This window comes from Falsiroseomonas bella, from assembly GCF_003173615.1.
Taxonomy (GTDB): Bacteria; Pseudomonadota; Alphaproteobacteria; order Acetobacterales; family Acetobacteraceae; genus Falsiroseomonas; species Falsiroseomonas bella.
In genome coordinates this window covers 168767-190021 of the sequence record NZ_QGNA01000003.1, presented here as the reverse complement: position 1 = coordinate 190021, position 21255 = coordinate 168767, and the positions used below count along the sequence as shown (strand labels likewise).

The 21255-nt window shown below is 69.6% G+C and carries 19 protein-coding genes, 1 tRNA gene and 1 pseudogene; 13 read left to right on the top strand and 8 right to left on the bottom strand.

Features of this window, described 5'->3' with window-relative positions:
• Positions 1 to 11: 11 nt before the first annotated feature.
• The 3 genes from DFH01_RS13430 (at position 12) to DFH01_RS13420 (ending at position 4085) form a co-directional block, all read left to right on the top strand.
• Entirely contained in the window at positions 12 to 1001 is a 990-nt protein-coding gene (locus tag DFH01_RS13430; protein WP_199231230.1) for a formylglycine-generating enzyme family protein, read from the top strand.
• Positions 998 to 2620 carry an arylsulfatase gene (locus tag DFH01_RS13425; RefSeq protein ID WP_233256097.1) on the top strand — a complete coding sequence of 541 codons (1623 nt, stop codon included), beginning with the start codon at positions 998 to 1000 and terminating at the stop codon, positions 2618 to 2620. Before DFH01_RS13430 ends, DFH01_RS13425 begins: the two co-directional genes overlap by 4 nt.
• A 463-nt stretch (positions 2621 to 3083) precedes the next feature.
• Entirely contained in the window at positions 3084 to 4085 is a 1002-nt protein-coding gene (locus DFH01_RS13420) for an HAD family hydrolase (RefSeq protein WP_109870988.1), read from the top strand.
• A gap of 162 nt (positions 4086 to 4247) precedes the next feature.
• On the opposite strand, the gene DFH01_RS13415 is transcribed toward DFH01_RS13420, so the two are convergent.
• From DFH01_RS13415 to DFH01_RS13405, 4 genes are all read right to left on the bottom strand, one after another.
• Positions 4248 to 4505, bottom strand: a complete 258-nt coding sequence (locus DFH01_RS13415; protein ID WP_109870987.1) for a hypothetical protein — start codon at positions 4503 to 4505, stop codon at positions 4248 to 4250.
• A 39-nt stretch (positions 4506 to 4544) separates the two neighbouring features.
• Complete coding sequence (locus tag DFH01_RS13410) at positions 4545 to 5801, bottom strand: patatin-like phospholipase family protein (protein WP_109870986.1); 1257 nt, start codon at positions 5799 to 5801, stop codon at positions 4545 to 4547.
• Positions 5802 to 5855: 54 nt separating this feature from the next.
• Positions 5856 to 6038: a hypothetical protein gene (locus DFH01_RS27820; protein ID WP_146217055.1), complete on the bottom strand. Its 183-nt coding sequence runs from the start codon at positions 6036 to 6038 to the stop codon at positions 5856 to 5858.
• Between the two features lie 21 nt (positions 6039 to 6059).
• A protein-coding gene (locus tag DFH01_RS13405) for an IS3 family transposase (RefSeq protein WP_233256096.1) occupies positions 6060 to 7255 on the bottom strand; the annotation gives its coding sequence in 2 pieces (ribosomal slippage) (positions 6060 to 7003 and positions 7003 to 7255; 1197 coding nt in all).
• A 47-nt stretch (positions 7256 to 7302) separates the two neighbouring features.
• Here DFH01_RS13405 and DFH01_RS28480 point away from each other — a divergent pair.
• Positions 7303 to 7413 (top strand): annotated as a pseudogene (locus tag DFH01_RS28480) (IS5/IS1182 family transposase); the annotation flags it as partial.
• A 584-nt stretch (positions 7414 to 7997) separates the two neighbouring features.
• Here DFH01_RS28480 and DFH01_RS13395 read toward each other — a convergent pair.
• Positions 7998 to 9707 carry a thiamine pyrophosphate-requiring protein gene (locus tag DFH01_RS13395; RefSeq protein ID WP_158287750.1) on the bottom strand — a complete coding sequence of 570 codons (1710 nt, stop codon included), beginning with the start codon at positions 9705 to 9707 and terminating at the stop codon, positions 7998 to 8000.
• Positions 9708 to 10030: 323 nt separating this feature from the next.
• On the opposite strand from DFH01_RS13395, the gene DFH01_RS13390 reads away from it, so the two are divergent.
• Positions 10031 to 11086 carry an IS110 family RNA-guided transposase gene (locus DFH01_RS13390; RefSeq protein WP_109870984.1) on the top strand — a complete coding sequence of 352 codons (1056 nt, stop codon included), beginning with the start codon at positions 10031 to 10033 and terminating at the stop codon, positions 11084 to 11086.
• A 110-nt stretch (positions 11087 to 11196) separates the two neighbouring features.
• On the opposite strand, the gene DFH01_RS13385 is transcribed toward DFH01_RS13390, so the two are convergent.
• Positions 11197 to 11993, bottom strand: a protein-coding gene (locus DFH01_RS13385; RefSeq protein ID WP_109870983.1) for an IS5 family transposase whose coding sequence is annotated in 2 segments (ribosomal slippage) — positions 11197 to 11651 and positions 11651 to 11993 — 798 coding nt in all. Because the reading frame shifts where the segments join, the coding sequence is not laid out codon by codon here.
• A gap of 382 nt (positions 11994 to 12375) precedes the next feature.
• Here DFH01_RS13385 and DFH01_RS13380 point away from each other — a divergent pair.
• The 3 genes from DFH01_RS13380 (at position 12376) to DFH01_RS28215 (ending at position 14072) form a co-directional block, all read left to right on the top strand.
• Positions 12376 to 12642, top strand: coding sequence for a hypothetical protein (locus DFH01_RS13380; protein ID WP_109870982.1), 267 nt, complete (start codon positions 12376 to 12378; stop codon positions 12640 to 12642).
• 168 nt (positions 12643 to 12810) lie between these two features.
• Positions 12811 to 13350, top strand: a complete 540-nt coding sequence (locus DFH01_RS13375; RefSeq protein WP_109870981.1) for a DUF2252 family protein — start codon at positions 12811 to 12813, stop codon at positions 13348 to 13350.
• A gap of 533 nt (positions 13351 to 13883) precedes the next feature.
• Complete coding sequence (locus tag DFH01_RS28215) at positions 13884 to 14072, top strand: hypothetical protein (RefSeq protein WP_158287749.1); 189 nt, start codon at positions 13884 to 13886, stop codon at positions 14070 to 14072.
• Between the two features lie 305 nt (positions 14073 to 14377).
• Here the strand turns inward: DFH01_RS28215 and DFH01_RS13365 are convergent.
• Positions 14378 to 14467, bottom strand: a tRNA-Ser gene (locus DFH01_RS13365).
• A gap of 59 nt (positions 14468 to 14526) precedes the next feature.
• Positions 14527 to 16185 (bottom strand): DcaP family trimeric outer membrane transporter, encoded by a 1659-nt coding sequence (locus tag DFH01_RS13360; protein WP_109870980.1) that lies wholly within the window; start codon positions 16183 to 16185, stop codon positions 14527 to 14529.
• Between the two features lie 184 nt (positions 16186 to 16369).
• Here DFH01_RS13360 and DFH01_RS13355 point away from each other — a divergent pair, with 184 nt between their 5' ends.
• From DFH01_RS13355 to DFH01_RS13335, 5 genes are read left to right on the top strand one after another with little or no spacing between them, the layout of a single operon-like run.
• Positions 16370 to 17335 (top strand): lytic murein transglycosylase, encoded by a 966-nt coding sequence (locus tag DFH01_RS13355; RefSeq protein ID WP_109870979.1) that lies wholly within the window; start codon positions 16370 to 16372, stop codon positions 17333 to 17335.
• A 6-nt stretch (positions 17336 to 17341) separates the two neighbouring features.
• Positions 17342 to 18244 carry a septal ring lytic transglycosylase RlpA family protein gene (locus DFH01_RS13350; protein WP_109870978.1) on the top strand — a complete coding sequence of 301 codons (903 nt, stop codon included), beginning with the start codon at positions 17342 to 17344 and terminating at the stop codon, positions 18242 to 18244.
• 53 nt (positions 18245 to 18297) lie between these two features.
• Positions 18298 to 19503: a D-alanyl-D-alanine carboxypeptidase family protein gene (locus DFH01_RS13345; RefSeq protein ID WP_109870977.1), complete on the top strand. Its 1206-nt coding sequence runs from the start codon at positions 18298 to 18300 to the stop codon at positions 19501 to 19503.
• A gap of 34 nt (positions 19504 to 19537) precedes the next feature.
• Positions 19538 to 20167, top strand: coding sequence for a dTMP kinase (gene tmk / locus DFH01_RS13340; RefSeq protein ID WP_109870976.1), 630 nt, complete (start codon positions 19538 to 19540; stop codon positions 20165 to 20167).
• A 3-nt stretch (positions 20168 to 20170) separates the two neighbouring features.
• Entirely contained in the window at positions 20171 to 21229 is a 1059-nt protein-coding gene (locus DFH01_RS13335) for a DNA polymerase III subunit delta' (RefSeq protein ID WP_109870975.1), read from the top strand.
• The last annotated feature ends 26 nt before the right edge of the window (positions 21230 to 21255 follow it).

Sequence of the window (21255 nt, the reverse complement as noted above, 5' to 3'; positions counted from 1 at the left end):
GGCCGCGGGCATTGAGCGCGCAGCCGGCAGCGCTGGCGGAGCGGCCGATTTCGGACGGGATGGTCGCGATTCCCGGCGGCACCTTCCTGATGGGATCCGACCACCACTACCCGGAGGAACGCCCCGCGCATCGGGTGACGGTGAGCCCGTTCCACATGGATGCGACCACCGTCACCAACGCCGCCTTCGCCCGCTTCGTGGCGGCGACCGGCTATGTCACCTTCGCCGAGCGCCCGCTCGACCCCGCGCTCTATCCTGGCGCGCAGCCGGCCATGCTGGTCCCCGGCTCGCTGGTCTTCCGCATGACGGAGGGCCCGGTTGATACCCGCGAGATCGCCAATTGGTGGCACTGGACCCCCGGCGCGCAGTGGCGCCATCCGGAAGGTCCGGGCAGCGACCTCGCGGGGCGCGAGGACCACCCGGTGGTGCACGTCGCCTACGAGGACGCGGAGGCCTACGCCGCCTGGGCCGGCAAGCAGCTGCCCACCGAGGCCGAGTGGGAATTCGCCGCCCGCGGCGGCCTCGAGGGCGCCGAGTTCGTCTGGGGCGAGGAGCTGGCGCCGGGCGGCGTGCATCTCGCGAACACCTGGCAGGGCCCCTTCCCCTGGCGCAACTTCGCCGCCGACGGCTTCGAGCGCACCGCGCCCGTCGCGAGCTATCCGCCCAACGGCTACGGCCTCTACGACATGGCCGGCAATGTGTGGCAATGGACCAGCGACTGGTTCGCCGCGCGCCATGCCGCCGATCCCGCCAAGCCCTGCTGCGCGCCGACCGATCCGCGCGGCCCGGCGATGGAGGGCAGCTACGACCCCGCGCAGCCACGCATCCGGATCCCGCGGAAGGTGGTGAAGGGCGGCAGCTTTCTCTGCGCGCCCTCCTACTGCCGGCGGTACCGGCCGGCCGCGCGCCACGCGCAGATGGTGGACACCGGCATGAGCCACATCGGCTTCCGCTGCATCCGCCGCGACGTACCCATCATCCACGAAGGAGACACCTTGTGAATAACGACGACAACCGGCCGTCGCGCCGGACCATGCTGCTCGGCGGCGCCGCCGGCCTCGCCGCGGCGGCGGGCGGGGTGCAAACCGCGCAGGCCCAGACAGCGCCCGCGCAGCCGCGCCCCGCAGCGCCCGCGCCCGGTGGAACGGCGCGACGGCCCAACATCCTGGTGATCTTCGGCGACGATATCGGCTGGGCCAACATCTCCGCCTACAACATGGGGATGATGGGCTACCGCACGCCCAACATCGACCGCATCGCCCGCGAAGGCGCGATGTTCACCGACCACTACGCGGAGAATTCCTGCACCGCCGGCCGGTCGGCCTTCATCACCGGGCAGAGCCCGTTCCGCACCGGCCTGTCGAAGGTCGGCCTGCCCGGTGCCGCGGAAGGCATGCGGCCGGAGGATCCGACCATCGCCGTGCTGCTCAAGGCGATGGGCTATGCGACGGGCCAGTTCGGGAAGAACCACCTGGGCGATCGCGACGAGCACCTGCCGACCATGCATGGCTTCGACGAGTTTTTCGGCAGCCTCTACCACCTGAACGCCGAGGACGAGCCGGAGAACCCGGACTACCCGCGCAACCCGGAATTCCGCCGCCAGTTCGGGCCGCGCGGCGTGCTCAAGTCCTGGGCGAACCCGGACGGCACGCAGCGCATCGAGAACACCGGCCCGCTGAACATGAAGCGAATGGAAACGGTGGACCAGGAGTTCCTGGCCAGCGCGCTCGACTTCATCGACCGCGCGCATGCCGCGAACCGACCCTTCTTCACCTGGTTCAACTCGACCCGCATGCACGTCTGGACAAGGCTGCAGGAGTCAAGCCGGGGCGTCACCGGGCTCGGCGTCTATGCGGACGGGATGGTTGAGCATGACGGTCATGTCGGACAGTTGCTGAAGAAGCTCGACGACCTCGGCATCACGGAGAACACCATCGTCCTCTACACCACCGACAACGGCGCCGAGGTGATGTCCTGGCCCGATGGCGGCAACACCCCCTTCCGCGGCGAGAAGGCGACCGCCTGGGAAGGCGGCTTCCGTGCACCGGCCGCGATCCGCTGGCCCGGCCGCATCCAGCCGGGGCAGGTGATCAACGAGATCGTCTCCCTGCAGGACTGGCTGCCGACGCTGGTGGCCGCCGCCGGCGAGCCGGAGATCAAGCAGAAGCTGCTTGCGGGCCACCAGGCCGGCGCGCGCACCTACAGGGTGCATCTCGATGGCTACAACCAGCTGCCGCTGCTCACCGGCACCGGACCCGGTGCACGGCAGGAGATGTTCTACTTCACCGACGACGGCGACCTGGCCGCGCTGCGCCACGGCAACTGGAAGATCCACTTCATGATCCAGGAGAACACCGGCCTGCGCGTCTGGGAACGCGCCTTCACGACCTTGCGCCTGCCGATGCTGTTCAACCTGCGATCGGACCCCTACGAGCGCGCGGAGGAGAGCATCGACTACGGCCGCTGGCGGATGGAGCGCGCCTTCGCCTTCTTGCCCGCGCAGCAAATTGTCGGGCGTTTCCTGGCCACCTTCCGCGACTTCCCGCCGCGGCAACCACCGGGCAGCTTCAGCCTGGGCGATGCGATGGCGCGGCTGCGGCACGGCACCTCCGGGCGCTGAAGGGCCGACCATGGCCGCCCATCGCCAGGCGGGGCGGCCATGGGATGTTGCGCGATCCACACATGACCGAGGGGCCGCGCCGCTGCCGGCAACCGCCCCTCCGTCAACAAGGAGACCGATGACGATGTCCAGGTCGGAAACTCCGCCGCTCGCGGCTGGTGCTGCCGTTGCGCTCACCTGCCTCCCCGCGGGCGATGCCCTGCCGGACTTCCCGTTCGGCGGGCCATTTCCCGCGGTCAGCGTCACCTTCTGAATCCGCGTGAGATGCGCGAGGCCCCCAGATGACGAAGGCGTCGGAGCGAACAGGCCCGGACGTCCTGCGTCCGCTCCGGACCGGGCGAAGCTGCAGCAGCCCGGCGCCCTCGACGCGGTTCCCTCCGTCGCTCAGGCCTGCCCTGCCACCGCCCGGCAGGGCGCAGCCAGGACGATTCCGTTATTGCAGTCGGCGTGTAGAACGAAGCCCATGACACCGCTCGCGACACGTCGCGCCGTCCTCGGCCTTCTGCTGGCAGGCCTCGGCGCACCCTCGCTGCGCGCCCAGCCTGCCCGGGATCCGTTGCCGTCCTGGCGCGACGGCCCGCGCAGAAGGGCGCTGCTGGACTTCGTGGCGGCGGTCACGCGCGAGGGCTCTTCGGAATTCGTGGCGCCCGCGCAGCGCATCGCCGTGTTCGACAATGACGGCACGCTCTGGGTGGAGCAGCCGGTCTACACGCAGCTCCTTTTCATCCTCGACCGCATCCGCACGCTCGCCCCGCAGCATCCGGAGTGGCAGCAAGATCCGCTCTTCCGCGCCGCGATCGCGGGCGACCTGCGTGGCGCCGCGGCGGGCGGCGTGGACGGGCTCCTGAAGCTTGCAGCCGCGGCCCAGGCCGGGAACTCGCCCGAGGCGTTCCAGCGCATGGCCGCGGAATGGCTCGCCAGCGCGAGCGACACGAGATGGCGCCGGCCATACACGCAACTCGTCTACCAGCCGATGCTGGAGGTCCTGGCCTTCCTGCGCGCCAACGGCTTCACAACGTTCATCGTCTCCGGCGGTGGAGTCGAATTCGTTCGCGCCTTCGCGCAGGAGGTCTACGGCATCCCGCCGCATCAGGTCATCGGGTCGACCTTCGCCCTGACACCCGGCGAGCAGGACGGCCGCATCACGCTGACGCGCGAGCCGCGCGCGGACTTCGTGGATGACGGGCCAGGCAAGCCGGTCGGCATCGCTCGACATGTCGGCCAGCGACCGATTGCCGCCTTTGGCAATTCAGACGGTGACTGGCACATGCTGCGCTACGCGACGGAGGGGCCTGGGCGGCGGCTTGGCATGATCATCCGTCACGACGACGCGGAGCGCGAATATGCCTATGACCGGGAGAGCCATGTCGGACGGCTCTCTCGCGCGCTTGATGAGGCAGCAGGGCGCGGGTGGCACGTCGTTTCGATGCGCGAGGACTGGACGCGGATCTTCGAGCGGGACTGAAGCGCGCGTCAGCCCAGGCTATGCTTCTGCCGCTTCGTCACCCGCACCGTCAGCGGCGCCGAGGCGAGCGACCGTGACCCGGCCGTCGGCGAGGACCTGCCGCAGCAAAGCCGCGGCGAGTAGCGCGAGGGCGAGCGCGGTGAGGAGTCCGCCCGCGATGCGCTAGAACGGGGGCGAGTCGATATCGGTCAGGGCCAGCGCCAGAAGGACCAGCGGCCCGAGTAGGAGGATCGGCCAGGTGAGCCGGGTCGGCGACTTCAGCCCCAGCAGGCCGACCACCAGGATGGCGGCCAACAGCAGCGCCTGCGGCCAGCCGCCGAGGAACCCGATGCTGCGGAGCGGCTCCCCCACGAAAACCAGTAGGCCGCGCGCGCCCAGCAGCCAGTGCAGCGTCGGATCGCCATGGGGCAGCCGGAGCAACTGGCCCGGAACTTCTGGCCCGAGGATGCTCAGACCGCTCTATCGGGCGCCGCCGGAGGATCGGGCCGGTGCCGGAGCCCCAGGATCCGCCTGGCGCAGCGACGGATGGCTGCTCTCCCAGGCGCGGCCCTCGAGCATGCGCGTGCGGCCATACTCGTACAACGCACGCATGTAGGCCGGCTCGAAGGCCGACCTCCAAGGCGTGCCGAAATCATCCCGGATATAGGCAAGGTTGAAGCCTACACCATCCCGTCGCGTCAGGTTCTGCAAGCGGATGATGTCGTTCTGGCCGCTGTACTGGATCATCGAGGAAATCGCCCGACCTGCGATGCTCAGCAGGTTGCGGTTGGCATCTGTACCGTCACCGCGCAGCCGGGAGTTCCGGATTATATATGCGTTGCGCTCGCGCGGCGCGATGCGACTCACCTCCTCGGTCCGCATACCGGTTGGATAGAGGAACGTCTGCGCCACAACGCCGCCGTCGACGTGCATTTCCTGCCAGGACCGGCCACCGGACTCTACATCGAACATGACGGGAGAGACGGCACCCGGGACCGAGGCGGAGGCGCGCAGGACGTCGCGCACGAGACCGAGCGCGCCAGGGTGGCCGCTCGCCGCGATCGCGCCGATGTTCCAGATCACCGGTCGCTGCGCGTCGAGATTGGTCGTGCCGATCAGCAGGAGCCTCCCCTTGGCATACTCCGCCGCTATCGCCGCGAGCATCGCCGCGTCGACATAGCGCGCGATCATCCGCGCGAGCGGCGCGCTGTCGGCAATGCCATCGCTGAAAGGGATCGCCACCCAGTCCCGTTGACGGAAAATGTCGTCCGGGCCGATGCCGGTGTAGGCCTCTCGCAGGCTCGCGTCATACGCAGATCCGAGGAAGGCGAGCGGCGCACTGAGCGAGCCGGTGCTCACGCCGGTGACCAGCTTGAAGCTCGGCCTGTCGCCCTTTTCGGTCCAGCCGTTCAGCAGGCCGGCGCCGAATGCGCCATCGTCGCCGCCGCCGGAGATGGAAAGAAAATGAGCCGGCGGCAGGCGATCACGGCCGACGCGAAGCCCGAGATGCCGCATCTCGCGCTCCGTGGCTGTCAGCGCTTCGTCGCGTAGCCGGTCGAGGTCCTCGTCGCCCCAAAAGCGGGCGTTCGGTACGCCGAGGACAGTGACCCCTGACTGAAGGGCAGGCGGCACGCCGCTGCCGCGGTCCAAATTGGCGCAAGCCGGCAACGCCAAGCTGCCGCCAATGAAAAGTCGCCGAGATATCCGGGACAAGCGCCTCGGCTGTTCCTTCGCCATACTAGGCTCTCCTGCCCTGGGTGAGACACGCAGTTTCAGGTGTGATGCCGCAATCTACGTCGCTGTAAAAGATAAGACGAGCGGGGTGCGCGCACCTTGATGGTGATCAACAGAACGCCCCGCCGCATCCAGCATTTCGAGATGCTCGGCCATCGCGGCATCTACCGCGACGGCTGGTACAAGGCCCTCTACCGACAGCGCTACCGCGTCCAGATCATGTTCGGCCGCCTCAAGCATTGTGACGTGCTCCCCGCTTTCCTACCGCGGATAACTTGGACCCGTTCTCCGTTTGGCCCTGGTTGGGACCGTGGTGGATCGGGCCGAGGGCGCGGAGCCCTCAAGTAGCGCAGCGCCCTCGGCCCGATCCTTCGCGCGGGCGCTGTATCTCGCAAACTCCTCCGGCGTCCGACCGCCAAGGCTGCCGTGCGGCCGGGCTCGGTTGTAGTCCTCCCGCCAAGCCTCGATCAGCCCACGCGCCTGGGTCAGCGAGCCGAACACGTGCTCGTTCAGGCATTCGTCCCGCAGGCGGCCGTTGAAGCTCTCCACGAACGCATTCTGCTGCGGCTTCCCAGGCGCGATGTAGTGCCATTCCACCCCGCGTTCCTCCGCCCAGCGCAGCACTGCCACCGAGGTCAGCTCCGTGCCGTTGTCGCTGACGACCATCGCGGGCAGGCGCCGGCCGGCCACCAGGCGCTCCAGTTCGCGCACAACGCGCGCCCCGCTGATCGAGGTGTCCACCACCGTCGCCAGCGCCTCGCGCGTGAAGTCGTCCACCACGCACAACACCCGGAACCGCCGACCATCGGCCAGCGCATCGGCCACGAAGTCGAGGCTCCACCGCTGGTCGGCACCCTGCGGCACCGTCATCGGCGCCCGCGTGCCGAGCGCGCGCTTGCGTCCGCCGCGTCGCCGCACGGACAGTCGCTCCTCGCGGTACAGCCGCCAGATGCGCTTCAGGTTCACCGCCGCGCCCTCCCGCCGCAGCAGGATCGCAAGCCGCCGGTAGCCGAACCGGCGGCGCTGATTGGCAAGCTCGCGCAGCCGCTGCCGAAGCTCTGCGTCCCCGCCATCGGCGCGCACATACCGAAATGCCGAGCGATCCACCCCGATCAGCCTGCAAGCCGCCCGTTCGCTGTAGCCGTGCTCGCGCATCACGCGCTCCACCGCTCCGAACCGCGCTGCAGGCCCGATCAGTTTTTTCTCAGCAGGTCCCGCAGCACCGAGTTGTCCATCACCGCCTCGGCCAGCAGCTTCTTCAGGCGACGGTTCTCGTCCTCCAGCCCCTTCAACCGCGACGCCTCTGACGGCTTCAGGCCGCCGTACTTGGCCTTCCAGTTGTAGAGCGTCTGGTCGCTGATCCCGTGCTTTCGGCACAGATCCGCCGCAGACCGCCCCGCCTCATGCTCTTTCAGGATCCCGAGGATCTGCCCCTCGGTGAACCGGCTCCGTCGCATCGTCCTCCGCTCCTCGCCGGATCCAACTTATCCCTGGCTGGAACCGCGGGGAGCACGTCAATTGGCGCCGCATCGCCACCCGCTACGACCGCTGCGCCACCGTCTTCTTCGGCGCCATCACCCTCGCCGCCATCTTCACCTTCTGGCTGCGAGAATGAGGTCTGACCCTAGCGTCAGCGCGGTTTGGTCGCGCGTTCGAATAGGTCGATTCTGCACGCCGCACTAAATGTGAAGACAGGACTGCCTCTGCTTTCCAAGTCTCGTGCGATCTCGATTATTTCCCTAATGGTCCGATTGGGACCCAAGTAAACGTCAATAATTGACTTTTCCACCTGAATTGCAGCATCAATCACGGGCTGGCTAGAGGTCAATCGCATACGCCCTATCATTCCATGAATCTCCAACAGACCTGCCACGTCATCAATGTCATCTGTCTTAGCCCTGTGGGCTTCCACCAATAAGCGCGTCGCAGCAGCTATGAAGGTCTGATAGAGTTCCTTCAGTTCGGTGCTCTCGGCCTGGCGAAGTGCGTGTCGAAGTTGTGTCCGCTGGGTCAGCCAAGAAGTGATGAACGACGTAAGTCCACCTATGGTGGCGCCAGCAAGGGCCGCTAAAGCTGAGACGTATGAGGGATCCATGGCCTCGCACACTGCGCCGGCAACGGCGCCCGACTGGCCGAAAAGAAGCCAGCCGGGGTCCGTTGCAACTCGTTAATTTAGCGAATCATTCCCGCTAGTCAGCCCTACCGCCTCTGGCACACGACATTCAGAGTCGCCTGCCGTCCCAGCGCGACCTGTTCGAGGGCGCGGCCGATGGCCCCCTTGAGCTTGGCTGGGTCGTCCACCTTCTCGCCGTAGCCGCCGAAGGCCTCTGCGATCTTGTGGTAGTCGGGCGAGGGCGAAAGGTTGACGATCGGCAGCCTGTTGGCCTTGGCGGCGAGCCCGTCCGGGTACATGGACATGACAGCGTCGCGCACGGCGTGCCACTCGGAATTGTTCATGATCATGGTGAGGACGGGCAGTTTTTCCGCCTGGCTGACGAAATGGGCCGCCGTCGGGCAGCCGAACATGTAACCGCCGTCGCCCAAGGTCGTGATCACCGTGCGGTCCGGGGCGGCGAACTTGGCGCCCAGCCCCATGCCGAGCCCCATGCCGAGCGACCCCGACCCCAAGGACGTTGCCATGAAGTCGCGATCGTCCTCGATGTCGAGGAAGTCAAAGGGCACGCCAATCTCCTCGGCGATCGTGGTGTTGGCGCCCTTGACCTCGTTCACGCAATGGGCGGCCCAGACATAGCTGATCGGGCTTTCGGTGGACGCGGCTTCGATGGCGGCCCTGCGGCTATCGAGCAGCGCCTGGCGCTTTTCGCCGTTGAGCTTGCGGCGGCGGTCGGTGGCCGCCCCCCTGTCCTTCAGCTTTATGTTGAGCATGTCACCCAGAATCGTGAGCGACGCAGCCGGATCGCCGGCGATGGCGAGGTCCATCTCGAAGCCGCGGAAGGGATAGGTGGCGAAATGCGGGTCCGGGGCGATGTGGATGAGCCGGGCATCCTTGTTGGGCTGCATGTGTTTAGGCACCCAAGGAACCGGCGAGTTCAGCACGAGGATGAGGTCGGCGGCCTTGAGCGCGGGGCCGTTCACCCGACCCAGGTTCATCGGGTTCGACGAGGAAAGCGCGGCGTGCGGGCCGGTGTGCACCGCGATTGCGTGGGCCTCCGCGAAAGCCCCGAGCGCCTTGAACGTCGCGGCATTCGCCGGGGTGGTCATGACGATGATCGGGTTCTCCGCCGCCGCGATCATGTCGGCGGCGCGCTCGATCGCATGGATGTCGGCGACCGCCGGAACGGTGCCGAAGGCGCGCCCACGCGGCAGGGGGCCGGGGTTGGTCGAGGGACTGCCCAGCAATTCGCGCGGCAGCTGAAGGTAGACCGGGCCTTTGGGCTCGCTCATGGCGATGTCGACGGCGCGGCCGACGACCGTGTTGATCGGCTGGCCGTGGCGCAACTCGTATTCCCACTTCACGTGTTCGCGCACCATGGCCGCCTGGTCGTAATTCTCCTGAGCCCAATGGATCCAGAAGTCGCGGGACCCTGGGTCGCCGGTCTCGGTGCTCGGTGAGCGGCCGGAGGCCAGAAACATCGGCGTATTGTTACGCGCAGCGTTCATGAGCGCGCAGATCGTGTTCGCGGTGCCCACGTTGACGTGCACCATGGCACCCGCGATGTTGCCGCTCATCAAGTAATAGCCCTGCGCCATGGCGACGGCGACGTGCTCGTGCGGCACGGTGACGAATTCGGGCATGTCGCCGCCGTCCTGCCGGTTCCGCAGGATGCCCTCGATGATCGGCGCGAAATCGGTGCCGCCGTTGGCGAATACGTGGCGAATGCCGCAGGCCTTGAGCGCCGCCATGTAGGACTGGGCGACCGTGATCCCCGAGGGTGTCTCGACGTTCATTGATACCTTCCTGAAGCCCCTCGGGCCGTTGATGCTTTCCACACCCTTGAAGGTATCTGCGTGGGGCCAAACACCCATTGATCTGCATCAACCTGCCGATGATGGCACAACGTGCGTGCGCCTTTTCCGAGTATCGCCTGCCGGACGAGGACTGAGATGCTGCGCAAGAAGTCAGCGGTAGTTCAGCGGGAAATTGGACGAGGTGAGGTTGAAGCGAACCCAATGAACAGAAACCTGGATTGATGGGGTGGACGGCCCCTGAGCGGCATCTGTGTGCCAAGCTCGGAGCTGTTGAAGGCATCGAGCGAGAGGAGCCGTCCGCCATGAAGACTACCGGAAAGGCCGTCCCGGTCACCATCGGTCTCGACATCGCGAAGAACTTCTTCCAGGTGCATGCGGTCGACGCCGCCGGCCAGGTCGTGCTGCGCCGCAAGCTCGGCCGCGGCGAGGTGCTCCGCTTCTTCGAAGCGCAGCCCAAAACGCTGGTCGGCATCGAGGCGTGTGGCACCGGCCATCACTGGGCGCGCGAGATCGCCGCACTTGGGCACGAGGTTAAGCTGCTGCCGCCGACCTACGTGAAGGCCTACGTCAAGCGCGGCAAGACCGACGCCGCCGATGCCGAGGCGATCTGCGAGGCGGTCACGCGGCCCAACATGCACTTCGTGCCGATCAAGACACCGGAGCAGCAGGCGGCGCTGATGATGCACCGCGCCCGCGAGTTGCTGGTCGGGCAGCGCACCGCGCTGGTCAACGCGCTCCGCGGCCACCTGGCCGAGCTCGGCATCGTCACCGCCAAGGGCATCCACCGCGTCTCCGATCTTGTGGCAGAACTGGTCGGGATGGAGGACACCAAGATCCCCCCGCTGGCGCGGGCCTCGCTGCGCTGCCTCGCCGCTCAGATCGAGGCGGTGGAGGCGCAGATCGAAGAGCTCGAGGCGCTGATCATCGAGTGGCACAAGGGCAATGCAGCCAGCCAGCGACTGGCCAGGATCCCCGGCGTCGGGCCGATCACGGCCTCGGCGGTGGTCGCTGCGATCGGCGATGCCTCCAACTTCACCTCCGCCCGCCACCTTTCGTCGGCACTGGGGCTGACGCCACGTCAGAACAGCAGCGGCGGCAAGGCGAGGCAGGGCGGCATCTCCAAGGCCGGAGACACCTACCTGCGGCGCCTGCTGTTCATCGGCGCCATCGCGGTGATTCGAAGCAAGAGGCCGCAGGAAGCCGGAAGCTGGCTGGCGCGGCTGCTGGAGCGCCGGCCGGCGAAGGTCGTGGCCATCGCCATCGCGAACAAGACCGCGCGCGTCATCTGGGCGATGCTGCGTCGCGGCGAGGCCTATCGGGCGCCGACGACGCCCATCGCCGCTGCAGCGGCGGCCTGAGCAGGGAGGGTCAGGGCTTCCCCGCCGGAGATGCCGCGGCCGGCAGGGGCGTAGGGGCGAAGCGGAGTGATGGCACAACCGGTCGAGACCGGGACCCGGCAGAAACCCGACTAGGTCGCGTGGACAAACCTGATCCATAGACGGATCGAAGAGAGGGCGGCGAAGCCGAGGAAGCTGTCGGCGGTCTGGTCGTAGCGGGTGGCGACGCGACGGCTGTTCTTCAGGCGGTTGATGAAGCACTCGATGCGGCTGCGCAGCGCGTAGAGGGGCCGGCTGACGCAGTGCTGGACGTGGCGGTTCCGCTTGGTCGGGATCTCCGGCACGGCGCCGCGGTCGCGCAGATCCTGCCGGATCGGGTCGCTGTCGTAGCCTTTGTCGCCGAGCATGATGGCGGGGTCGCTGTCGCGCGCCTCCATCAGCGCGTCGTAGTTCGAGCAGTCAGCCTCCTGCCCGGCGGTCACGTGCAAGGCGATGGGCAGGCCGTGCGCATTGCCGCGGATGTGGAGCTTGCTCGTGAAGCCACCTCGCGAGCGGCCAAGACCCTGTCGATGATTCCCCCCCTTCCGCCGGCGGCGCAGTGGTGCGCCCGGATGCTGGTGCTGTCGATCATCTGCAGGAGGTCGGCCTTGCCGCCGCCATCGGCCAAGGCTTCCAGCATCACGTCCCACAGGCCCGACGCCGTCCAGCGACGGAACTGACGGAACACCGAGTTCCAGTTGCCGAGCTCGGCCGGCAGGTCACGCCACGGCGCGCCAGTGCGCGCGATCCAGAAGATGGCGTCGAGCACTCGCCGGTGGTCACGCGCTGGCCGGCCGCCGAGCGGGCTGGCTGACACGACGAAGGGTTCGAAGAAGGACCACTCCTCGTCCGTCAGCAGCCCGCGGATCAACGCCGATCTCCATCCCAGAGATCAGCGTGGAATCACGCCCGCGTCCGGCTGTGAATCCCTCAGCCGCAGGTTTGTCCACGCGACCTAACGCTTGGCGTCCTCGAACGCGATGGATTGATTGGGAGCTGGGTCGCGGACTGCATCAGGGCCAGCGGTCATTCGTACCGCACAGACAGGCCGGACACATGACCGCAACCCGACCGCGGCGCCGTCACACGCAAAATGCCCTTGCATCGAGGGGGCCGTCCACACATGGCGTTGGATCGGAATCGGCACGGCAATCATGCTCGGTCTGAGCCTCGTTTCCGGGCTGCTTATCCTGCCGCTGCTAGGCGACTCGGTCGCGGTTCCGGCCGATCCTGCTGCGCCCTCTCCGAGCGCTCCGTCCTATGGAGGTGGCTTGCGCCTGCTGCTGGCGGCAGTGCTGTCGTTCCTGAGCTTCGTCGTCGGTGGCTTCATCGTCGGTGCCCGCTCAGCCGGCCGTACGGTTGTCGAGCCCGCAATCTCGGCCGCCTTTGCAGTGGCACTCAGCCTGCTTCTGGGCGGCGCCTTCACGCTCGGCAACCTGCTCGCGGGCGGCCTCGTGCCGTTCCTTGCCGGCCTGCTCGGCGGCTGGCTCGGCGAGCGGCATCAGCGCAGCCGCAGCACGACCACCCCGGTGGGGTGATAGTGTAGCTCAGACGCTCCCTGCCTACGGAGAACGACATCGAAGCTGCCCGCCTGCCCTGACAGGCTCCGCCATGCGGACCTCGGGTGATGGCGCCCGCGGCTGGCCGGGTGCGGGTAAGTAACCCCGACGGCGTCAGAGTCGTCACGGCACCCTTCGCTTCGTCACCTGAACCGACAGCGTCGCCGCGGCGAGGTCGATGCTGGTGTTCGACACATTGCGCGCGAGGACGCGGACGGTGTTGTTGGACCAGGCGACCCGCTGTTCCTGCAGGTGAAGGAGGCGCGGCGATCCGTGCTCGAGCCCTATGCCGGCGCAAGCCCTGTCACGCATCCGGGCGAGCGCGTGGTGCGCGGCCAGCGGCTGATGCAGTCGGCGAGCGACATGTTCCTCGGCTGGCTGACCGGCGCGGGCAAGGGCTATCTCAACCTTTATGTCCGGCAGCTGAACGACGTGAAGATCAAGCCGCAGATCGAAGTGGCGGTTCCCTCGGGCACCAAGGTCTATGCGCGCTACACAGGGATGGCGCGGGCGCATTGCCGGTCGGGCGATCCCGTCATGCTCAGCAGCTACATGGGCGACAGCGAGGCCTTCGAGGACGCGATGGCGGATTTCGCCGCCGCCTATGCCGACCAGGCCGAGCGCGACCATGAGGCGATGGTCGCCGCCGTGCGGGCGGGGCGCATCGAGGTCCGTTCGGAAGCCTGACGCGCGGGCAGCAGAACGGGGAGAGCCATGGAGGGGCATCGTTTCGGGACGCGCCGAACGCGACACAGGGGTAATCGGACACGGCTGAGGCCCGCCGCGACAGCGCAGGCGCTCCGAGCCGGCTGCTTCGCCGCCGGGGTGCACTGGTCCTTGCCTTCGCGCTGCCAGCCTGCGGCGCGATCCGGCGCTAGGCCGCGGTCCTGGTGCCCCTTCAGGACAGCGCCACGATACCCGGTATTCCGAATGCGCGCTTTTGGGTCGACTCCCAGCTGGATGCACTGCGCGCCGAGGTGTTCGCGGCGTTGGGGCGGGAGGCGCGGCATCTTGGGCTCGCGCCAGGCGGCGACCTTCGCCGCTTGCCGCCGGCGCATTTCTTCGCCCTGTCGGGCGCAGCGACTACGGCGCCTTCGGCGCGGGCGTCTTGGTCGGCTGGACGGAGACCGGCACGCGCCATGAGTTCAAGCTCGTCACCGGCGTCAGCACCGGCGCGCTGAAGGCGCCTCTGGCCTTCATCGGGCCCTGCGAAGGATCCCGTGCTGCGGGAGATCTACAGGGGCATCGGGCCCGACCAGTCCGGCGGCGCGACTGGTTGTGGCCCCGATAAACGAGCCTTCATCCTGCCGACGCGCGATCCAGTAAGTCCCGGTGTCTTCAAGACGTTTCTGCAGCACGTGGGCATCGATGAAGCCACCTACGTCTACGAGCTCCGCCCCAATCTGTGAAACGAAACGTCTGGATCGATGGGTCACCGCCGTACCAAAGTATTCGCTCTCGAAGTACGGATTTCGGGCAAGTGGGGCTCGAAGCAGGGCGAGTGGCGACCGCGCTGAAACCGGCCTTTTACCTCGGTTTTTGAGTTCCGTACTAAATCGGCTAAGTCAGGAGGTCCGGAGAGAGGTGGCCTCCGGAGAGCGATTTCCGGGAGTCTCCGCCCCGGGCCAGTCAACAGGTCTGCCCGGAAAACCCCAGGAGACCTGGCACTCAGCGCGGCGGTCGGTCTGTCGGAGAGCGGGACGCCTCAGGGAACTGGCGGATGGGGTGGGATTCGAACCCACGGTGGGCTTGCACCCACGGCGGTTTTCAAGACCGCTGCCTTAAACCACTCGGCCACCCATCCGTCCGTGCCGGCATAGACCGAGGCGGCGGCCCCGCGGAAGGGGCCGGGCGAGCGGCGGCTCAGAAGCGGGCGACGGCGCCGAACAGGACGCGGTTCTGGATGCCGTGCCCGATCCCGCCGGCCCCCATCGCGGCCGCCGCGCCGCCGAACAGGTCGCGCCGCGTGAAGAGGTACTCCACCCCGATATCGAGCCAGCCGGTGTCCACGGACCCGTCCGCGCGCAGCGTCGCGAAGGGACTCCAGATCAGGTTCGCGAAGACCTGCTGCAGCTGGTCGTTGAGCGCCAGCGCCGAGGAGGAGCCCGGCGTGAACTGCCGCGCATAGTCCGGGTAGTCGAGCTTCGACCAGGAATAGCTGAAGTTGCTGCGCAGCTGCGTGGTCCAGAAGCGGCGATAGGCGCCGGTCAGGCCCCAGGACGGGATCGCCTCCATGTCGAAGCCCGAGGCGGCCGAGGCGAGGCCGAGATTGGTGATCGCGTCCGGCCCGCCGGTGTTGCCGAAGAAGTAGCGCCCGATGCCCTGGCCGACGAAGGCCATGCCGATAAGCTCGTCCGGGCCGAAGGCCGGCGCGATGACCTTCATCGGCATGCGCAGATGCCCGGCCACGCCCCAGCCAAGCGTGTCCTGCTCGCCCTGCGGCGCGGGCGCGGTGGTGCCGCTGGTGTTGATGGAGAGCTGGCGCAGCATGCCGCGCAGCGCGCCTTCCCACCCGTCCTGCCGCCAGCCCAGCCGCACATGCAGGTCGGGCGCGGTGTTGATGGCCGGGCTCGCGCTGCCGTCGGTGTTCTGGGTCGGCGTGACCAGGCCGGCGACGCCCACATAGTTCGTCTCCGGCGCCTCCAGCGCGACCTGGCCGGTGATGGTGCGGTTCAGCGCCGGATCGGCCCAGACCCGCGTGAGGCGGAGCTGCGCCTGCCGGACGAAGGACTGGTTGAGGTTGGTGGCGTCGATGATCGTCTCGAACAGGCCCTCGTTCCACAGGCTGTTGGTCTGGCCGATCAGCACGCGCCAGTCGTTGTCGGGCAGCGTCAGCTCGGCCCAGGCCTGGCGCAGGCGGAACACGGCGTTGTTGGAGGTGGGTGGCCCGCCGCCGAAATCGCCCTCGATGCGCGTCTCCACGCGGCCCCAGCCGGTCTCGCTGCGCGTGTCCACGCCGATCCGGCTGAAGCGGGCGGTCATGCCATAGTCGCCGCCCTGCATCGCCGCGACGCTGCCCTGCAGCGGGATGGTCGCCGGCGGCGGCGCGTCGGTCTGGTTGCGGCTGTCGAAGTCGTGCCAGGAGGTCAGCTTGATGAAGCCATAGAGCCGCACCTGCGTCTCGGTGCCGGGCACGCGGAAGGCGATGCCGGGCAGGTCGGAGCGCAGCGCCTCCAGCGCTGCCTCCCGCCCGGCCTGGCGCGCGGCTTCCTCCAGCGCGGCAGGCGAGGGGGCGGCGGCGGCCGGCACGGCGACCACGGGCGCCGGCGCCGCCGCGGGCCGAGGCGGACGGGGTGCGCGTGCAGCGGGGGCGGGCGCGGGACGGGAAGGCGCGCCGGCCACCGCCGGCGCGGCGGGCTGGCGCTGCCTTGCTTCCAGCGCGTCCAGCCGGCGCTGCATGGCTTCGAGCTGGCGGCGCAACTCGGCAATCGTCGCGGCATCGTCGGATTGCGCCAGCGCGGGCTGGCCGCCGATGGCGAGCCAGCCGGCGGCGAGTGCTGCGGCGATCGCGGCGTGCCGCATGGACGTCTCCCTTCGTCTTGGCGCGCAACCGCAGGGCGGAGGACGCCGGCCCGATGCGAGCGACGGTAACGAGGCCGCCGCGCCGGCGTCATGCACGGGACGTATCCCCCATGTGCGGTCTGTCCCAGGCGCGAGGCTGCATCGGCGTTTGCCCTGCCGGCCGCGCCTGTGGCATCCAGCCGCCATGCCCATCACACGGCGACTCGCGCTCACCGCCGCCCTTGCCGCGCTGCCGGGCGGCGCGCTTGCGGCCACGCAAAGCTTCGACGCGTTCCTGGACGGCGTGCGCCGGGATGCTCGGGCCGCCGGCGTCTCCCAGGCGACGCTGCAGCGCGCGCTGTCCGGCCTCAGGCCGATCGACCGCGTGCTGGAGCTGGACCGGCGCCAGCCCGAATTCACCCAGACCTGGGAGCAGTACCGCGACGCCCGCCTTTCCCAGGCGCGGATCGAGGGCGGGCGCCGCGCCTATGTCGAGAACCGCGCGACGCTTGAAGCCGTGCAGGACCGCTTCAAGGTCACGCCCCGCGTGGTCGTCGCGATCTGGGGCCTGGAGACGAACTACGGCGGCTTCACGGGTAACTTCAACGTGATCCAGAGCCTCGCGACGCTGGCCTGGGACGGCCGCCGCTCCGCCTATTTCCGCAACGAGCTGATCGCCGCCCTGAAGATCCTGGACGGCGGGCATGTCTCGGCCGACCGGATGCGCGGCTCCTGGGCCGGGGCGATGGGCCATCCGCAGTTCATGCCTTCGAACTTCGACCGTCTCGCCGTGGACCTGGATGGCGACGGCCGGCGCGACATCTGGGACAGCCGCGCCGATGCGCTCGGCTCGATCGCCAACTACCTGGCGCGCTCCGGCTGGCGCGAGGACCAGCTCTGGGGAAGGGAGGTCGCGCTGCCGGCCGGCTTCGACCCGGATGAGGCGCGGCGGGACAATACGAAGCCGCTCCGCGAATGGGCGCGCCGCGGCGTGCGACGGTCGGATGGCGCGCCGCTGCCCGCGCTCGACCTTCCGACGGCGATCCTCCTGCCGGGCGGGGCGAGCGGGCAGGCCTTCGCGATCTACCCGAACTTCAACGTGATACGGCGCTATAATCCCTCCAATTTCTATGCGCTCGCGGTGGGCCTTCTCTCCGACAGGGTGGCCTGAGGCGGCATGGCAGGCCCCGGCCGCCGCCGGCTGCTGCTGCTGCCGCTGGCCGGCATCGCCGCCTGCGCGCCGCAACCCACGCCGCAGCCGCGCTACATGGTTGGCGCGCCGTACCAGCTCGGCGGCGTATGGTCCTATCCGCGCGAGGATTTCGGGCTGGTGCAGACCGGCCTGGCCAGCGTCGCCGCCGACACGCGGGCCGGGCGCCGCACCGCCAATGGCGAGGTGCATGACCCGCAGGCGCTGACCGCCGGCCATCGCACGCTCCAGCTTCCCGCCATCCTGCGCGTGACCAACCTGGAGACCGGCCTGGAGATCGAGGTGCGCGTGAACGACCGCGGCCCGGCCAATCCCGGCCGCATGGTGGAGCTCTCGCGCCGCGCGGCGGAGCTGATCGGGCTCCGCCCCGGAGGCGCGGCGCAGGTGCGGATCGCCGTGGCGCCGGAGGCGAGCCAGGCGCTGGCCGCCGGCCTGCCGAACGAGGAGGCTCCGCGCCTCGCCGTGGCGACGGCACCGCTCGGCCCCGTGCAGCGGGAAGACCTGGCGCCGCCGCCCGGCGCGGCGCAGGCGGCGCGGGTGCGGGAGGCGCGGGCGCTTCCTGGCGTGGCCGCCTCGCCCGCCGCTGCGGCACCGGCCTCGGGCGCGCCGCCCGCGCGCCTGCCGGAGCGCGTGGCGCGCGTTCCCGCCCAGCCCGGCCGGCTCTATGTGGAAGCCGCGACCTTCGGCCGGCGCGACCTGGCGCAGCAGCAGGCGGCGCGCATCGGCGGCGGGGTCGAGGCGATCGGGCCGCGCGGCCGGCAAAGCTTCCGCGTGCGGATCGGCCCCCTCGCCAGCGTGGCGGAGGCCGATCGCGCGCTTGAGCGGACTCTCCGTGCGGGCGTATCGGAAGCCAGGATCCTGGTGGACTGAGCGCGAGTCGTTGGACGCGCCGGCTCGCCCGGCCGGTGCTTGGGGGATGGGCGATGCGCCGTCGTGACGTGATGCTGGCTGCCGCGGGCCTCGCGGGCAGCCCGCTGCTGGCCGGGGAGGCGCTCGCGCAGCAGCGGCGCCCGCAGCGCCCGGCGCCGCCCGCCGCGCCGCCCTCCACGCCCGCCAGCAGCCCGCTCGGCCCGGTGGACACCCAGGCGCGTCAGGCCCTGCTGATCGATTTCGACACCGGCGCGGTGCTGCTCGAGAAGAACGCCGAGGAGCGGATGCCGCCGAGCTCTATGTCGAAGCTGATGACGATGTATGTCGTCTTCGACCTGCTGAAGCAGGGCCGACTCCGCCTCGACCAGCAGCTGCCGGTCAGCGAGCGGGCCTGGCGGATGGGCGGGTCCAAGATGTTCGTCCAGATCGGCAGCCAGATCAGCGTGGAGGACCTGGCGCGCGGCGTCATCGTCCAGTCCGGCAACGACGCCTGCATCGTGCTGGCCGAGGGGATCAGCGGCTCCGAGCAGCAATTCGCCGAGCTGATGAACGAGGTCGGCCGCCGGATCGGCCTGCGCGACAGCGTCTTCCGCAACGCCACCGGCTGGCCGGACCCGGAGCACCGCATGACCGCGCGGGACCTGGCCACGCTGGCCCGGCGCATCATCAGCGACCACCCCGAATACTACCGCTTCTATAACGAGCGCAGCTTCCGCTGGAACGACATCACCCAGGAGAACCGCAACCCCACGCTCGCGCGCGTGCCCGGCGCCGATGGCCTCAAGACCGGCCATACGGAGGAAGCGGGCTATGGCCTCACCGCGAGCGCGATCCGCAACGGGCGGCGGCTGATCCTGGTGGTGAACGGCCTGCCCTCGATGCGGGCGCGGGCGGAGGAGAGCGCGCGGCTGCTGGAATGGGGTTTTCGGGAGTTCGACAACGTCGTGATGTTCCGCGCCGCCGACACGGTCGAGGACGTGCCCGTGTATCTGGGCGAACGGCCGACGGTGCCGCTGGTGACCGGGCGCGACCTGGTGCTGACCATGCCGCGCGCCTGGCGCACCAGCCTGCAGGCGAAGGTGCGCTTCGACGCGCCGATCCCGGCGCCGGTCGCCAAGGGGCAGGAGATCGGGCGGTTGCTGGTGAGCGGGCAGGGCGTGCCGGAGATGACGGTGCCGCTGATCGCCGGCGCCGATGTGGACCGCCTGGGCCTGCTCCCGCGCATCCCTGCCGTGATCGGGCGCTGGTTCGGCGGCTGAGCGGCGTGACGGCGCGCGGCATGGGGCACGGCGCGTGACGCGCGGGCGCTTCATCACTTTCGAAGGCGGCGAGGGCGGCGGGAAGTCCACCCAGGCGCGCTGGCTTGCCGCGCATCTGGCGAGGCAGGGGCTGCCGGTGCTGCTCACCCGCGAGCCTGGCGGCTCGGCCGGGGCGGAGGCGATCCGCAGCGTGCTGCTGGAAGGCCAGGGCTTCGACCCCGTCGCCGAGGCTATGCTGATGTTCGCCGCCCGGCGCGAGCATGTCGTCGCCACCATCCGGCCCGCGCTCGCGGCCGGGATGTGGGTGGTCTGCGACCGCTTCGCGGACTCCACCCGCGCCTACCAGTGCCACGGCCAGGGCGTGGCGGGAGAGGTCTATGGACGTCTGGCCGAGCTCGCGCTGGAAGGTCTGGCGCCGGACCTGACGCTGATCCTCGACATCGCGCCCGAGGCCGGCATGGCGCGCGCCATGGCCCGCGGCGCGGCCGCGGACCGCTATGAGCGGCTGGATGGCGGCTTCCATGCCCGGGTGCGCGCCGGCTTCCTCGCAATAGCCGCCGCCGAGCCCCATCGCTGCGCCGTGCTCGATGCGGCGCGTCCGGCCGAGGCGGTCTTCGCCGACATCCTCTCGACCGTCGCCGCGCGCCTCGGCCGCGCCGCCTGAGCCATGGCGCGCGCGCCGAAGCCCGTTGTCTTCGAGGAGGACGAGGACCTTCCGGTCCGCGCCAATCCCGACCTGGTTGGCCACGAAGCGGCCGCGGCCGTGCTGGAGGCCGCCGCGCGGTCCGGGCGGCTGCCGCATGCCTGGCTGCTCGCCGGGCCGCCCGGGATCGGCAAGGCGACGCTCGCCTATCGCTTCGGCCGCTGGCTGCTGGCCGGCGGCGCGGACCAGCCCCCCACGCCCGGCGCGCCACCGCTGCACCTGCCGCCCGAGAACCCTGTGTTCCGCCGCGTCGCCGCCGGCAGCCACGCCGACCTCTTCGCGCTCCGGCCGGAAGCCGGCAGCGGCGTGAGGGCGCTGATCAAGATCGAGGATGTCCGCCGTGCCATCCAGAAACTGGCGCTGACGCCAGGGGAGGGCGCCTGGCGCTTCGTGCTGGTGGACCATGCCGAGACGATGCGCGGCGAAGCGGCGAATGCGCTGCTCAAGACGCTGGAGGAACCGCCGCCGCGCGCCGTGCTGATGCTGACGACGCCTGCCCCCGACCGGCTGCTGCCCACCATCCGAAGCCGCTGCCGCCGGCTGGACCTCGCCCCGCTCAGCGAGGTCGAGACTGCGTCCGTGCTGGCGCGCCAGCGGCCGGAGATGCCGGCGGCCGACCGGGTGCGGCTGGCCGCGATCGCGGAGGGCTCGCCCGGCCAGGCGTTGGCGCTGGCTGAAGGCGAGGGGCTCGCGTTGCAGGAACTGGTGGATGGCGTGCTGGCCGGGCTCGCCACGGGCGACTGGCGCCGCTGGCATGCCGTCGCCGACCAGGTCGCGGCCAAGCGCGACGGCAGCGCCTTCGTCACCTTCATGGCGCTGCTGCGCCAGGCGATCTCGGGGGCGGTGCGGCAGGCGGCCCGCGGCGGCGCGGCGCCGGGGTGGCTGGCGCTGCGTCCGCTTGCCGAGTGGTCCACCCTGTGGGATAGCCTCGGCCGCCTCGCCGCCGAGACGGACGTGCTGAGCCTCGACCGCAAGCAGGCCGTATTGACCGCCCTCGGCTGGCTCACCCCGCCGCGGCGCTGAGCCCTGGCGGCAGAACCCGGAAGACC

Excerpts from the sequence above, each read along its gene's own strand:
- DFH01_RS13420 (WP_109870988.1), top strand. The coding sequence starts at position 3,084 with ATGACACCGCTCGCGACACGTCGCGCCGTCCTCGGCCTTCTGCTGGCA.
- DFH01_RS13410 (WP_109870986.1), bottom strand. The coding sequence starts at position 5,801 with ATGGCGAAGGAACAGCCGAGGCGCTTGTCCCGGATATCTCGGCGACTT.
- DFH01_RS27820 (WP_146217055.1), bottom strand. The coding sequence starts at position 6,038 with ATGCTTGAGGCGGCCGAACATGATCTGGACGCGGTAGCGCTGTCGGTA.
- DFH01_RS13395 (WP_158287750.1), bottom strand. The coding sequence starts at position 9,707 with ATGAACGTCGAGACACCCTCGGGGATCACGGTCGCCCAGTCCTACATG.
- DFH01_RS13390 (WP_109870984.1), top strand. The coding sequence starts at position 10,031 with ATGAAGACTACCGGAAAGGCCGTCCCGGTCACCATCGGTCTCGACATC.
- DFH01_RS13360 (WP_109870980.1), bottom strand. The coding sequence starts at position 16,185 with ATGCGGCACGCCGCGATCGCCGCAGCACTCGCCGCCGGCTGGCTCGCC.
- DFH01_RS13355 (WP_109870979.1), top strand. The coding sequence starts at position 16,370 with ATGCCCATCACACGGCGACTCGCGCTCACCGCCGCCCTTGCCGCGCTG.
- DFH01_RS13350 (WP_109870978.1), top strand. The coding sequence starts at position 17,342 with ATGGCAGGCCCCGGCCGCCGCCGGCTGCTGCTGCTGCCGCTGGCCGGC.
- DFH01_RS13345 (WP_109870977.1), top strand. The coding sequence starts at position 18,298 with ATGCGCCGTCGTGACGTGATGCTGGCTGCCGCGGGCCTCGCGGGCAGC.
- DFH01_RS13335 (WP_109870975.1), top strand. The coding sequence starts at position 20,171 with ATGGCGCGCGCGCCGAAGCCCGTTGTCTTCGAGGAGGACGAGGACCTT.